Consider the following 13,295-nt stretch of genomic DNA (forward strand, 5'->3'; position numbering starts at 1 on the left):
ATGACTCAAGCCCCGCGCCTCGGAAGGCGCGCCTTCCTGACCCGAACCGCCGCAAGCGGCCTGGCCGCCAGCGCGCTGGGCGCGGTGCCGCGCACGCTGCTCGCCGCCACCGCCCAAGCGGGTACGGACGCCGGCCCGCCGCGCAAGGGTGGCACGCTGGTCGCGAGCTGGGGCGGCCTGGAGCCGCAAGCGTTGTTCGTGCCCGGCGGCGGCGGATCCAGCCCTTTTCAGACGTCCACCAAGATTCTGGAACGGCTGCTCAAGCTGGATGCCGACTTGAAATTCCAACCGGCGTTGGCGCTAAGCGTGACCCCGGCGGCGGACTTTCGCAGCTACACCATCAAGCTGCGCGAAGGGGTCACCTGGCATGACGGCACGCCCTTCACATCCGCCGACGTGGTCTACAACGTGTTGCAGCACTGGAAGCCGATTTCCGCCGGCATCGCGCTGAAGTCGTTGACGGACGCCACTGCCCCGGACGCGCACACGGTTGTGCTGACGTTCAACGCACCGGTGCCGGAGTTCTTTTTGAAGTCCACGTTGTCCGGCCAGTATCAGTTGCTGGTTCCCAAGCATTTGTATGACGGCAAGGACCTGATCACCAACCCACTGAACAACACGCCCGTTGGTACGGGCCCATGGAAATACGGCAAATGGGTGCGCGGCAGTCACGTGGAATACCTGCGCAACGACAAGTATTGGAAGCCGGGCGAACCGAATCTGGACAAGCTGATCATCCGCTGGTGGTCCGACCCGGCCTCGCGCGGCGCCGCGTTGGAAACGGGGGAGCTGGGCCTGGCCTATTCCAACCCCGTGCCGGCGCGCGACATCGACCGCCTGGTGAAAACCGGCAAGGTCGTGGTGGACACGCGGGGCTACCAGAACACCGCGTGGACCGTCACGGTGGAATTCAATCAGCGCCGCGACATTGTCAACCGACGCGACGTCCGCCAGGCCATTCTTCATGCCATCGACCGCCAGTTCATCGTCGACACGATCTACTACGGCCGAGGCAAACCCGCCATCGCCCCCGTCTTCAGCAGCAACCCGCTGTTCTACACCGAGGACGTGCCGCGCTACCCCTTCGATCCGAAGAAGGCCGCCGCCTTGCTGGACGCGGCGGGCCTGCCCGTCAAGGACGGCAAGCGCTTCACCGTGAACCTGGTGGCAGCCGCGTGGTTTGAAGAGAACGCCAAGCTGGGCCAGTACCTGAAGCAGGCGCTTGAAGACGTGGGCATTGCCGTGAAGCTGGATTCGGTGGACCGCGCCACGGCGCTCAAGCGCATTTATGGGGATTACGACTACGACATCGCGGTGGCCAACTTCACGTCGCCGCTGGAATTGGTGCCGACCGTGACGCAGTTCTTCACCACCGACGGCATTGTCAAAGGCGCCGCCTTCCGCAACGCCACGGGGTATTCGAACCCCGAGATGGACGCCGTGGTGGCCAAGCTGGCGGTCGAGACCGCGCCCGAGGCCCGCAAGGCGCTGGCCGCGCAATTCGCGCGCCTGGCCTCGACCGACGTGCCGCTTGTGCCGCTGGTTGAAATCCAGTCTTTCACGCTGGCCGGCAAGAACGTACGCAACTTCACCACCGGCGCCAACGTCCAGGGCGAAACCCTGGCCGATGTCTGGTTGCAAGCGTAAGAGGCCCGCCATGCCCTTGCGCCTGATCTTGCGCCGCCTGCTCCAGGCCGTACCGCTGCTGCTGGGCGTGGTGGTGCTTAACTTCGCCCTGATCCAATCCGTGCCCGGCACGTTCTTGGACGTGATGACGGCCGAGCAGCAGGTCACCGACCCGGCGCTGATCGAGCGGCTGCGCGTGACGTACGGACTGGACCAGCCGCCGACGGTGCAATTGCTGAAATACATCGGATCGGTTGCCAGCCTGGACTTCGGCTACTCGTACCGGCATAACCTGCCAGTGCTTGATGTGATCCTGGCGCACCTGCCGGCCACGCTGGTGCTGATGCTGGCCAGCATCGCCATCGCCGTGCTGGTGGGCATGGCGGCGGGCATCGTGTCCGCCATCAAGGTCAACACGTGGTGGGACAGTGCGGTCTCGGCGTTTGCCGTGCTGTGCTTTGCCGCGCCCAGCTTCTGGCTGGGCATCATGTTGATCATTCTGTTTTCCGTGAAGCTGGGCTGGTTTCCCGTGGGCGGCATGGTCACCATCGGCTTGGATGGCGGATGGTGGACGCAGGCGCTGGATGTGCTGCACCACCTGGCGCTACCCGCCATTGCACTGGGCCTGTTCTATTCGGCGGCGTATGCGCGCGTGATGCGGGCATCGATGCTGGAAGTCAGCCGCATGGACTACGTGCGCACCGCCCATGCCAAGGGCCTGACGCGTACGGCCGTGGTGCTTCGACACATTCTGCGCAACGCGATGCTGCCCATCGTTACGCTGCTGGGCCTGCAACTGGGTGCGGTGCTGGGCGGCAGCATCGTGGTCGAAGCTGTATTCAGTTGGCCGGGCATCGGCGGCGTACTGTTCGACAGCGTCATGAGCCGGAACTACCCGGTGGTGCTGGGCATTCTGGTGCTCAGTTCCTTCGTGGTGGTGGTTGCCAACATCATCGTCGACCTGCTTTACACGCGGATGGATCCGCGCATCAAGGCTGCCTGATATGTCCACATCCCCTGCATTTTCCGCCGTGCCCGCTACCCGGCTTGCGCCCCCGCCCGCATCGTTCGCCGCACGATTCGTGCGCAACCGCGGCGCGGTGGCCGGCGCGATCGTCTTGCTGCTGGTGGCGCTGCTGGCCGCCGGCGCCGGCTGGCTGTTTCCGACCAATCCGCTGCGCATTGTGGGCGCGCCCGAGATCTGGCCTTTTGAATCCTGGCGTTACCCCCTGGGCACGGATTCGATGGGACGCGACATTGCCGCCCTGATCGCGCACGGCGCGCGCGCCACGCTGTTGATCGGTCTGGTCGCGGCCGCCGCCGCCACGCTGATCGGCGTGAGCATCGGCGCGGCGGCCGCCTGGTTCGGCGGCTGGGTCGACGAAGCCCTGATGCGCGTCACCGAGCTGTTCCAGATCATTCCGAACGTGGTTTTCGTGCTGACGGTGGTATCGATTCTGGGACCGCATATCGAAGCGATCACGCTGGCCGTCGGGTTGGTGTCCTGGCCGCCCATTGCCCGGCTGACGCGTGCCGAATTCCTGTCATTCAAAGAGCGGGAATTCGTGCAGGCGTGCCGCGCGGTCGGCATGAACCCGTTGCGCATCGTGGCCGGCGAGATCCTGCCCAACGCGCTGCCCCCCGTCATCGTCATGTCTTCGCTGGTTGTGGCGGGCGCCATTCTGTATGAATCCGTCGTGTCGTTCCTGGGGCTGGGCGATCCCAACATTGCAAGCTGGGGCCGGCTGGTCGGCGAAGGCCGCAGCCTGATCCGATCTTCCTGGTACATCTGCGCCGTGCCGGGCGTGGCCATCATGCTTGCCGTGCTGTCGCTGAACCTGGTTGGCGACGGCCTGAACGACGCGCTCAACCCCAAGCTGCATAAGCAGTAGCCCCCACCGCCGGAACATTTTCATGACGTATACCCTGAACAACCTGGGCGACCTGACGGACCCGAGCGTGCCCGCGGATCTGCCCGCCATCGTAGACCTGCGCATCCCCGATGCCCCCGTCCATTACGCGCACGGGAAGATACGCGAACGCGCCGGCGGCGTGGCCGCATGGCTGACGGCTCGCGGGCTGCCGGCGGGTTCGCGCATTGCCATCGCCGCGTTGAATCGCGCCGAGTACCTGATTGCGTATTTCGGCATCATGCGCGCCGGCTTCGTAGCCGTGCCGATCAACATCAAGCAGACGCAAGAGAACATCGATTACGTCATCCGTGACGCGGACATCGCGCTGGCGTTCGTCGATAGCGCACGCCGCGCATCGTTCGAGAACACCGTGCCCGTACTGGACTTCGACGACCCGGGGCCAGAAGGCTTTGCCGCCCAGATTCAGCCCGCGCACTTTGCCAGCGTGACGCCCGCTTCCGAAGACGTCGCGCAGATGCTTTACACGTCCGGTTCCACCGGCAAGCCCAAGGGCGTGCCGCTGACGCACGCGGGGCAGTTATGGGCGCTTGCCGCCACCTCGGGCGCCGCGCCCCGACGCGAGCGTCAAGAGCGCTATCTTCTGGCACAACCCCTGTTTCACATGAATGGGCTCTTCATGGCCAAGCGCGCGTTCGCCAGCAACAGCCTGCTGGTGATCCAGCCCGCGTTCGACGTCAGCGCCTATGCCGACGCGCTGGAACGCTATCGCATCACCGTGCTGACGGCCGTGCCGACGATGTTCGCACGGCTGGTCAAAGAGCCCGGCTTGCTGCGTGACCGCGACTTGTCGGCGTTGGGGCGCGTCATGCTGGGATCCGCTCCCATGACCGTTGCGCTTTATCAGCGCATACAAGAAGCGTTGCCGCAGGCCACCATCACGCACGGCTACGGCACCACGGAAGCCGGACCGGCCGTGTTCGGCCCGCATCCCGCCGGCCTGCCCACGCCGCCGCTATCGGTGGGGCACCCCCTGGACCCGTCGCAAGTGCGGTTGGCGGACGGCCCGAGCGCCGATGAGGGCGTGCTGCTGATGAACAACCCGGCCGTGTTGTCCGGCTATCACAACCTGCCTGAAAAAAGTGCGCAGGTGCTGCAAGACGGTTGGTATTACAGCGGCGACGTCATGCGCCGCGACGCGGACGGCTTCTATTATTTTGTCGGGCGCGCGGACGACATGTTCGTATGCGGCGGCGAGAACATCTATCCCGTTGAAGTGGAAAAGCTGCTTGAGTTGCATCCCGACGTGCGTCAAAGCTGCGTGGTGCCGTTGGCCGACGAGGAACGCGGCCAGATCCCGGTCGCCTTTGTCGTACGCCGCGACGGCAGCGCATTGGATGCCGACGGCCTGAAGCAACATGCCCTGGCCAATGGGCCCGCCTATCAACACCCGCGCCGCATCCGATTCGTCAGCGAATTGCCGTGGGCCGGCACCAACAAGGTGGATCGCAACGCCTTGCTGTTGCAGGCGCGCCGGCTGGAAGCGCATCAGGCATGGACAAGCTACGAAACGGAGACCGCATGAGCCAGAACCAGAGCCAGAACCAAACCCCGGACAGTCTTGTCGGCAAGACAGCGTTGGTCACGGGCGCCAGCCGTGGCATTGGCCGCGCCATTGCGTTGGCGCTGGGCAAGCGCGGCGCGCATGTTGCCGTCCACTACAACGCCGCGGGCGACGCTGCGATTGAAGTCGCCGGCCTGATCCAGCGCGAAGGCGGCCACGCGTGGACGCTGCAAGCCGATCTTTCCCAGGCGGACGGGGCCACCACGCTGGCGCGCGATCTGCGCCGCACTTTGCTGGAACGCAATGGCGTGGATGGGCTGGACATTCTGGTGAACAATGCGGGCGTGGGGCTGCGCGCGCTGCTTGCAGATGTTGCGCCGCAAGACTTCGACCGCGTGCTGCAAGTGAATCTGAAGTCGCCCTTTTTTTTGATCCAGCAGACCCTGCCGTTCCTGCGCGACAACGGCCGCATCATCAATATTTCGTCGATGGGCACGCGGGCTGCCTACCCGGAAATGAGCGTCTATGCGCCCGCCAAGGCGGGGCTTGAAGCGTTGAGCCTGCTGCTGGCCCAGCAGTTGGGCGAGCGCGGCATTACGGTGAACGCGGTTTTGCCCGGCGCCACCAGCACGGACTTGAACCCACGTGCACGCGACCCGGAGCTTAGCCGCGTCATCGCCAAGAGCGTAGCGCTGGGCCGCGTGGGTCAACCCGAGGATATCGCCGACATCGTTGCTTTCCTGGCGTCGGACGAAGCGCGCTGGATCACTGGTCAACGCATCGACGCCACCGGCGGGCAGCGGCTGTAAATCTGGCGAGCGCGACGCGCGGCATCAATCCCCGCCGTCGCCGTTGCTGGCCAGGCGCGCCCCCGCGCGCACGATGCCGCAACGCTTGTGCGCCCGCATCACCACGCCGACTTCGCTGTTTAGCACGCCGTCCAGTTCGCCCAGGCGGCGTGTGGTCACTTCCCACAGATGCAGGCTGTCGCGGCACAGCACGTGCCAGAACAACTGCGACGCCCCGCTGGTGCCGAACAGGCAGCGGGTGTGCGGGTCCAGCGCCAGATGCGCCGCCATGGCGTCGACGGCTTGCGGCCGCACCTGCACCGAGATCACCGCCTCAACCGGAAAGCCCACCAACGCGGGCTCCACCTCGACGCGAAAGCTCAGTGCCCGGCGCTCGACCAGGTGGGAAAGCAGGCGCTGCGCGGTGGGTTCGCTGACGCCGGCCTGCTCGGCCAGTTCGGCCAGGCTGGCGCGGCCGTCGCGCATCAGATGCGCCACCATGCGCGACTCTGCATCGCTTAACGCGGCGGGCGGCTGGGCCTGCGGCGCGTCCGGCACGGCGTCCGGTTGCGCCTGGATGCGCCACTGCCCGGCACGACGAAATGGCCGCAGCACCAGCCGCGCTTCCACATGTTCGACGCCGTCGATCGACGGCAGCACGCGGGTGACCACGTCGGGCATGTCGGCCGCATCGGCCAGGGTCAGTTCGGCCATCAGGTCGGCGGTGCCGGCCAGCGTGACGACCAGCTGGCTGATGTCCAGCCTCGCCAACTGTTCGGCCACCTCAGGCACGCGGCCGGACCGGCAGCGCACCCACGCGTGCAACACCACGCCTTGTCCCATGGCCAACGGGTCGGGTTCGGCAATGACGCGCAGCGCATCGGCGTCCATCAAGCGGCGGATGCGACGCGCCACAGTGCGTTCGGCGATGCCGGTGGCCGCGCCCAGCTCGCGCCAGGATGCGCGGGGGTCTGCCTGCAACGCGATCAGGCAGGCCAGATCGGTGTCGTCCAGCGCTGGCATTAGGGGCTTACCCTTACTTGACGTGACCATATTCATTAATCTAACGTTCGCGCATTGATAAAAACACAAAATTAAACGGTCTTTTTGACTAAAAATAAATTCTTATGTTGAGGACGTCATGAGCAGCCCATCCGCGACCTTGCGCAGCAAGCAAGGGGCAAGCGCCGCGCCCGCCGCCGCGCTTGCCGCCGCGCCCATATCCCGGTCACGCACCATCCTGGCCGGTAGTGTAGGCAATGCGGTCGAATGGTTCGATTGGACCATCTACGCGTCGTTCGCCATCTTTTTTTCGGGCCAGTTCTTTCCAGAAGGCAATGAAACCACCGCGCTGCTTGCCACCTTCGGCATCTTCGCGGTGGGGTTTTTCATGCGACCGGTGGGCGGCTGGGTGCTGGGCATCTTTTCCGACCGCTACGGCCGCAAAGCCGCGCTTGGCCTGACGATTTTGATGATGGCGGGCGGTTCGCTCATCATCGCCATCACCCCCACCTACGCCACCATCGGCCTGGCTGCCCCGCTGCTGCTGACCGCCGCGCGCCTCTTGCAAGGCTTGTCGCTGGGCGGAGAGTATGCCTCGGCCACGACCTTTCTGGCTGAAATGGCGCCGCCTGAAAAGCGCGGTTTCTATTCCAGCTTTGTGTTTTTCAGCGCCGCCGTGGGCATCCTGGCCGCGTCCGCCGTGGGTTGGATCCTGACGTCCACGCTGACCAAGGCCGACATGGCCTCGTGGGGCTGGCGCATTCCGTTCCTGATCGGCGCCTTCGGTGGGCTGGCCGGCATGTGGATCCGCCGTTCGGTACCGGAAACCGAAGCGTTTTCGCACGCCAAGAAGACCGGCATCGAAAAGCAGCCGCTGCGCACGCTGCTGCGCGACCATCCGCGTGAAGTGCTGCGCATCGTGGGTTTCTCGGTGCTGACCACGTTTGCGTTCTACATCTTCGTGGCCTATGTGCCCACGTATGCCATCCGCCAGGTGGGCGCGGACCCCAAGACCGCGTTCGCCGCCAATACCGTGGCCTTGATCGTGTTCATGCTGGTGCAGCCGCTGTTCGGCATTTTGTCCGACCGCATCGGCCGCAAGCCGCAGCTGATCTTCTTTGCGGCCGGCTACCTGGTGTTCTTCTACCCGCTGATGACCACCCTGGGCCCGTCGTTTGGCTCGATCCTGGCGGTGGAACTGTTCGGCCTGGTGCTGTACGCGATGTACACCGCAATTGCACCCGCCATCATGTCGGAACAATTTCCCACCAGCGTGCGCGCTGTCGGCATCGGCACGCCGTACAACCTGGTGGTGGCGTTGTTGGGCGGCACCACGCCTTACCTGCTGACCTGGTTGCAAAGCCGTGGCATGGAACGCTGGTTCTTTTATTACGTGCTGGCCGGCGCCGTGATCACGTTGATTACCTTCATCCGCATGCCTGAAACAAAGGGCCAGACGCTGAAATAGCCGCAACGCGCGCCCTGCAAACGCAACAGCTTTCCGGTCCCGACAGGACCGGAGAGCTTTTCCTTTTTGAAAGAGACCCATGCCCGCACAAGACCACACCGACCTGCATTTTCGAGACGCCCGCGAGCTGGCGCGCGCCATCCGTGAAGGCGAGCTGAGCGCCCGCCAGGTCACCACGCATTTCCTGGACCGCATCGAACGCGCCGCCCCGCTGGCCGCGTTTAGCGAAGTCACCGCCGAACGCGCGTTGGCGCAGGCCGACGCCGCCGACCGTCTGCGGGACGCCGGCCTGCTGCTCGGGCCATTGCATGGCGTTCCGGTGGCCGTCAAAGACAGCGTGCAGTGGCAGGGCATACCGACCACGGGCGGATCTGAAGCGCGGCGCGGCGTGATCAGCGGCGAAACGTCCACGGCGGTGCGCAAACTGGCGGCCCAGGGCATGGTGATTCTGGGCAAGACGCGCATGACGGAATTCGCGTTCGGGCTGTCGGGGCAAAACCCCACCCAAGGCACGGCGCGCAACCCTTGGGACGCGAAGGTTGCGCGCGCGCCGGGCGGTTCGTCCAGCGGCGCGGGCGTGGCCATGGCGGCGGGGCTGACGGCCATTGCGCTGGGCGGGGACACCGGCGGCTCGGTGCGCGCGCCGGCTGCGCTGAACGGCGTGGTGGGCTTCAAGCCGTCTTCCGGCCTGATCAGCCGCGCGGGCTGCCTGCCGCTGTCGGACACGCTGGACGTGTTGGGGCCGCTGGCCCGCAACGTGGCGGACGCGCGCCTGCTGACGCAATTGCTGGCCGGGCCCGATGTAGACGACGTAGCCACCTTGGCGCTGCCCGCGTCCTGCGTGACCGCGCTGCGCCACCCCGCGCCACGCCGGTCCGCCGCCATCGCCGTGCTGGCCCCGCAGGCGTGGCCCACGCCGCTGTCGGATTCCGGCCTGGATGCGTGGCATCGGGCCCAAGAGCGACTGGCGCAAGCGGGCCTTGCGCCCACCGCCTGGCATCCGCCCGCAACGCTGTCGTTTGCGCGCATGGCCGATGACAACTCGCTGGTGCTGGCGTACGAGGCCTATGCCTATTACGGCGCGCTGGCCGAAAACCCCGCCGCGCCCTTGTGGGACGTGGTGCGGGCGCGCATCGCAGCGGGCGGGCGCATTACGCGGGCGGACTACGAAGCCGCGCTGACCCGGCGCCAGGCCGACATGGCCGCCTTCGCCGCCGCCATGCAGGGGCTGGACGGGCTGTTGATGCCCGCGTGCGATCAGGCGGCGCAAGCGCTGGACGCCGAAGACGTACGCCACGTGGGCTTGGGCAAGCTGCTGCGCCCCGCCAACTTCCTGGGCGCGGCCGCCATCGCGCTGCCTGCAGGCGCGGACCCTGAAGGCATGCCGATGGCCGTGCAGCTGCTGGCCCCCGCCGGTGGCGATGCCGCCTTGCTGGACTGCGCGGCGGTGCTGGAGCCGGTGCTAGCGCCGACGCGGCGCACGCCGGACCTGTCGGCGTGGGGGTTGTAGGACCACGGGCCGCGGGTGCAACGCTGCGCAATGCAGCAATGCAGCAATGCAAAAAAATGCCCCGCCGGGATTCCGGGCGGGGGCATTTTTCGTTCAGGGCCGGGCGGTGAAGCCCGGGTCGCCAAAGGAGGCAGATAAAAGGCGGCTGATAAAGCAGCCAATCAGGCGCGGCCGACAGAGAAGCCGACCGGCTGCCGTCGCTTACAGCGCCTTCTTCAGTTCCTGAACCTTGTCCGTGGCTTCCCACGAGAATTCCGGCTCGGAACGGCCGAAGTGGCCGTACGCGGCGGTCTTCGCGTAGATCGGACGCAGCAGATCCAGCATATTCACGATGCCCTTCGGACGCAGGTCGAAGTGCTCGCGCACCAGCTTGGCGATCTGGTCGTCGGGGATGACGCCCGTGCCTTCGGTGTAGACCGTGATGTTGATCGGTTCGGCCACGCCGATGGCGTAGCTGACCTGCACCTGGCACTGGCGCGCCAGGCCGGCGGCCACGATGTTCTTGGCCACATAGCGCGCGGCGTAGGCGGCAGAACGGTCAACCTTGGACGGATCCTTGCCCGAGAACGCGCCGCCACCGTGCGGGCATGCGCCACCGTAGGTGTCGACGATGATCTTGCGGCCGGTCAGGCCGCAATCGCCTTGCGGGCCGCCGATGACGAAGCGGCCGGTCGGGTTGACCAGGAACTTGGTTTGCGGCGTGATCAAGCCTTCGGGGAAGCTGGGCTTGATGATGTCTTCGATCACCGCTTCGCGGATGGTTTCTTGCGTGACTTCCGGCGCGTGCTGCGTGGACAGCACCACGGTATCGACTTCCGCCGGGCGGCCGTCGATATAGCGGAACGTGACCTGCGACTTGGCGTCCGGGCGCAGCCACGGCAGGCGGCCGTCCTTGCGCAGTTCGCTCTGGCGCTGCACCAGCCGGTGCGCGTACCAGATCGGAGCCGGCATCAGGTCAGGCGTTTCGTCGCAGGCATAGCCGAACATCAGGCCCTGGTCGCCCGCGCCTTGGTTCAGATAGTCTTCCGAGCTTCGGTCCACGCCCTGGGCGATGTCGGGCGATTGCTTGTCGTAAGCAACCAGCACGGCGCAACCCTTGTAGTCGATACCGTATTCGGTGTTGTCGTATCCAATGCGGCGGATGGTGTCCCGGGCGACCTGGATGTAATCCACGTTGGCCGTGGTGGTGATTTCACCGGCCAGCACGACCAGGCCCGTGTTGCACAGCGTTTCGGCTGCGACACGCGCATTCGGGTCTTGCGTGAAGATGGCGTCCAGGATCGAATCGGAAATCTGGTCGGCAACCTTGTCGGGATGCCCTTCGGAGACGGATTCGGAAGTGAAGAGAAAATCGTTATTGGCCACAGATGCGTCCTTGGTGTCCGGCGTTGCCGGCGTTGCCGGCGTATAGGTTCATGAGGCGCGTTGCACCCCGGACCGCATGAAATACGCTATCTGGGCGCGACGCTTTAGCGGATTTGGCAAAGGGCGCGCCATGCGCTGCACCCTTGCCGTCGCCCCGCAAGTTGTCGGTTAACTCGGCGACTGAGCGGATTTTAAGCGAAAATGCCGTTCTTATGCTCGCGGCGGGGGTGTAAACATATTCCCGAATACCGGCATAACCCTGCCCGACCTTTCCTATTTGCCGAATGCTGCTCGCCCTGTTCCGACTCTTTGCCGCCTTGCCGCTACCGGTTGCGCACGCCCTTGGGCGCGCGGCGGGGCTGGCCGTGTACGCCTGGCCCGGCAAGTATCGGCGCCGCCTTCAGGCCAATGCCGCCCAGGCCGGCTACCCCGGCGCGGCCTTCGCGCGCCGTGCCGCCGCCGAAACCGGCGCCATGATTCTTGAGAACCCCCGCGTGTGGTTCAAGAACGAACAAAGCCTGGCGCAGGTGATTTCCGACGACAACGCCGTGGTCGACACGGCGCGCGCCGAGGGGCGCGGCATCCTGTTCCTGACCCCGCACCTGGGCTGCTTCGAAATCACCGCCCGCTATCTGGCCCGCCAGATGCCGATGACGGTGATGTTCCGCCCGCCGCGCAAAGACGTGCTGGCCCCGCTGCTGGAGACCGCGCGCAACAGTTCCGCCGTCAATGCCGTGCCGGCCACCATGCAGGGCGTGCGGGAATTCGTGCGGGCGCTGCGGCGCGGTGAATCGGTGGGCATGCTGCCTGACCAGGCGCCCAGCGTGGGCGATGGGGTGTGGGCGCCGTTCTTCGGGCGCCTGGCCTACACAATGACGCTGCCCAGCAAACTTGCCACGCAGACCAACGTCCCCATCATCCTGACGGCGGGCGAACGCCTGCCCCACGGCCGGGGCTGGCGCATCCACTATGTGCGCGTGCCCGAGCCGCTGCCGGCCGATCCCACCGCGCAGGCCGCGCTGATCAACGCCGCGATGGAAACCCTGATCCGGCGCTGCCCTCAGCAGTACCTCTGGAGCTACAACCGCTACAAGACCCCGCGCGGCGCGCCCCCGGCGCCCGACGCCGCCCCGTCGGCTCGCTGACGTTTTCTGGTTTCCGCCGCCCGGTCCACTCCCGACACGATGAAAGATTCAAAGACGCGTACGCTGGTTTCCCTGTTGAAATGGTTCGGCCGCATCCAGCCGTCGACGCGCTTGCGCATCGGCGCCGTGCTGGGTTGGCTGGCGCCCAGGCTGGCTAAATCCCGGGCGCGCATCGTGCGGCGCAATCTGCAATTGTGCTTTCCCGATCAGCCCGAGTCGGTGCGCGAGCAATGGGTGGCGGAACACTTCCGGGCGCTGGCGCAATCCATCGTTGATCGCGGCGTGCTGTGGTACGGCACGCCCCAGGCCATCAAGGACATGGTCACGCAAAGCGGGGCCGAGCGCATCAACGAACTGATCGCGCAAGGCCGTTCGGTGATATTGCTGGCGCCGCACTTCATCGCGCTGGATGCCGCCGCCACCCGCCTGACCATGGAAGTGCCCAGCGCTGCCACCATGTACACCCCGCAAAGCGATCCGCACATCGACGCGGTCGTGGCCGCCGGACGCGCGCGCTTCAACGAGGTTTTCCTGGTCAGCCGCAAGGACGGCGTGCGCGACCTGATCCGCCACCTGCGCGCCCCGCGTCCCGTCTACTACCTGCCTGACATGGATTTCGGCCGCCAAGGGTCGGTGTTCGTGCCGTTCTTCGGCGTGCAGGCCGCCACGCTGCTGGCCACCGCGCAACTGGCCCAGAAATGGAACGCGGCGGTGCTGCCCATCGTGGGCTTCTGGAACCCCGACACCGGCCGCTACCATGTGGACGTGCTGCCCGCGCTGGCGGACTTTCCCGGCGACGCGTCCCTGGAAGAGGCCACCGCCCGGCTGAACCGAGAGCTGGAATCCTGGGTGCGCCGCTGCCCCAGCCAGTACTACTGGGTCCACCGCCGCTTCAAGACCCGTCCGCCCGGCGAAGCCAAGCTCTATTGATCTCGGCCGGCTGTCCGCGCCCGAAT

General features: G+C 66.0%; 11 protein-coding genes. 9 read left to right on the forward strand and 2 right to left on the reverse strand.

Annotated elements, in window-relative coordinates; genetic code table 11:
- The 5 genes from AC0Z35_RS06545 to AC0Z35_RS06565 are packed head-to-tail and all read left to right on the forward strand — an operon-like array spanning position 1 to position 5,870.
- A complete protein-coding gene (locus AC0Z35_RS06545; protein WP_485131089.1) occupies positions 1 to 1,647 on the forward strand; it encodes an ABC transporter substrate-binding protein in 1,647 nt (548 codons plus the stop codon).
- A 10-nt stretch (positions 1,648 to 1,657) separates the two neighbouring features.
- Positions 1,658 to 2,629 (forward strand): ABC transporter permease, encoded by a 972-nt coding sequence (locus AC0Z35_RS06550; protein ID WP_104142585.1) that lies wholly within the window; start codon positions 1,658 to 1,660, stop codon positions 2,627 to 2,629.
- 1 nt (position 2,630) lies between these two features.
- A complete protein-coding gene (locus AC0Z35_RS06555) occupies positions 2,631 to 3,518 on the forward strand; it encodes an ABC transporter permease (protein WP_485131088.1) in 888 nt (295 codons plus the stop codon).
- Between the two features lie 22 nt (positions 3,519 to 3,540).
- Positions 3,541 to 5,082 carry a class I adenylate-forming enzyme family protein gene (locus AC0Z35_RS06560; RefSeq protein ID WP_485131087.1) on the forward strand — a complete coding sequence of 514 codons (1,542 nt, stop codon included), beginning with the start codon at positions 3,541 to 3,543 and terminating at the stop codon, positions 5,080 to 5,082.
- The gene (locus AC0Z35_RS06565; protein WP_485131086.1) at positions 5,079 to 5,870 is read left to right on the forward strand and encodes an SDR family oxidoreductase; all 792 of its coding nucleotides are present in this window, start codon (positions 5,079 to 5,081) and stop codon (positions 5,868 to 5,870) included. Before AC0Z35_RS06560 ends, AC0Z35_RS06565 begins: the two co-directional genes overlap by 4 nt.
- Before the next feature lie 24 nt (positions 5,871 to 5,894).
- Here AC0Z35_RS06565 and AC0Z35_RS06570 read toward each other — a convergent pair whose 3' ends face one another.
- Complete coding sequence (locus AC0Z35_RS06570) at positions 5,895 to 6,908, reverse strand: Lrp/AsnC family transcriptional regulator (protein ID WP_046802997.1); 1,014 nt, start codon at positions 6,906 to 6,908, stop codon at positions 5,895 to 5,897.
- An 82-nt stretch (positions 6,909 to 6,990) separates the two neighbouring features.
- On the opposite strand from AC0Z35_RS06570, the gene AC0Z35_RS06575 reads away from it, so the two are divergent.
- Together AC0Z35_RS06575 and AC0Z35_RS06580 are read left to right on the forward strand one after the other, a co-directional pair.
- On the forward strand, positions 6,991 to 8,319 hold the full coding sequence (locus tag AC0Z35_RS06575) for an MFS transporter (protein ID WP_046802996.1): 1,329 nt from the start codon (positions 6,991 to 6,993) through the stop codon (positions 8,317 to 8,319).
- Between the two features lie 79 nt (positions 8,320 to 8,398).
- Positions 8,399 to 9,829: an amidase gene (locus AC0Z35_RS06580; RefSeq protein WP_485131085.1), complete on the forward strand. Its 1,431-nt coding sequence runs from the start codon at positions 8,399 to 8,401 to the stop codon at positions 9,827 to 9,829.
- A 201-nt stretch (positions 9,830 to 10,030) separates the two neighbouring features.
- On the opposite strand, the gene metK is transcribed toward AC0Z35_RS06580, so the two are convergent.
- The gene (metK, locus tag AC0Z35_RS06585; RefSeq protein ID WP_046802994.1) at positions 10,031 to 11,194 is read right to left on the reverse strand and encodes a methionine adenosyltransferase; all 1,164 of its coding nucleotides are present in this window, start codon (positions 11,192 to 11,194) and stop codon (positions 10,031 to 10,033) included.
- A 284-nt stretch (positions 11,195 to 11,478) separates the two neighbouring features.
- Here metK and AC0Z35_RS06590 point away from each other — a divergent pair, with 284 nt between their 5' ends.
- Both AC0Z35_RS06590 and AC0Z35_RS06595 read left to right on the forward strand, forming a co-directional pair.
- The gene (locus tag AC0Z35_RS06590) at positions 11,479 to 12,339 is read left to right on the forward strand and encodes a lysophospholipid acyltransferase family protein (RefSeq protein WP_485131084.1); all 861 of its coding nucleotides are present in this window, start codon (positions 11,479 to 11,481) and stop codon (positions 12,337 to 12,339) included.
- A 39-nt stretch (positions 12,340 to 12,378) separates the two neighbouring features.
- Entirely contained in the window at positions 12,379 to 13,269 is an 891-nt protein-coding gene (locus tag AC0Z35_RS06595) for a lysophospholipid acyltransferase family protein (RefSeq protein ID WP_485131083.1), read from the forward strand.
- Positions 13,270 to 13,295 lie beyond the last annotated feature (26 nt).

It is taken from the genome of Achromobacter sp. 1L-A-4-B-C2 (assembly GCF_057291955.1).

Excerpts from the sequence above, each read along its gene's own strand:
- AC0Z35_RS06545 (WP_485131089.1), top strand. The coding sequence starts at position 1 with ATGACTCAAGCCCCGCGCCTCGGAAGGCGCGCCTTCCTGACCCGAACC.
- AC0Z35_RS06550 (WP_104142585.1), top strand. The coding sequence starts at position 1,658 with ATGCCCTTGCGCCTGATCTTGCGCCGCCTGCTCCAGGCCGTACCGCTG.
- AC0Z35_RS06555 (WP_485131088.1), top strand. The coding sequence starts at position 2,631 with ATGTCCACATCCCCTGCATTTTCCGCCGTGCCCGCTACCCGGCTTGCG.
- AC0Z35_RS06560 (WP_485131087.1), top strand. The coding sequence starts at position 3,541 with ATGACGTATACCCTGAACAACCTGGGCGACCTGACGGACCCGAGCGTG.
- AC0Z35_RS06565 (WP_485131086.1), top strand. The coding sequence starts at position 5,079 with ATGAGCCAGAACCAGAGCCAGAACCAAACCCCGGACAGTCTTGTCGGC.
- AC0Z35_RS06570 (WP_046802997.1), bottom strand. The coding sequence starts at position 6,908 with ATGAATATGGTCACGTCAAGTAAGGGTAAGCCCCTAATGCCAGCGCTG.
- AC0Z35_RS06575 (WP_046802996.1), top strand. The coding sequence starts at position 6,991 with ATGAGCAGCCCATCCGCGACCTTGCGCAGCAAGCAAGGGGCAAGCGCC.
- AC0Z35_RS06580 (WP_485131085.1), top strand. The coding sequence starts at position 8,399 with ATGCCCGCACAAGACCACACCGACCTGCATTTTCGAGACGCCCGCGAG.
- AC0Z35_RS06590 (WP_485131084.1), top strand. The coding sequence starts at position 11,479 with ATGCTGCTCGCCCTGTTCCGACTCTTTGCCGCCTTGCCGCTACCGGTT.
- AC0Z35_RS06595 (WP_485131083.1), top strand. The coding sequence starts at position 12,379 with ATGAAAGATTCAAAGACGCGTACGCTGGTTTCCCTGTTGAAATGGTTC.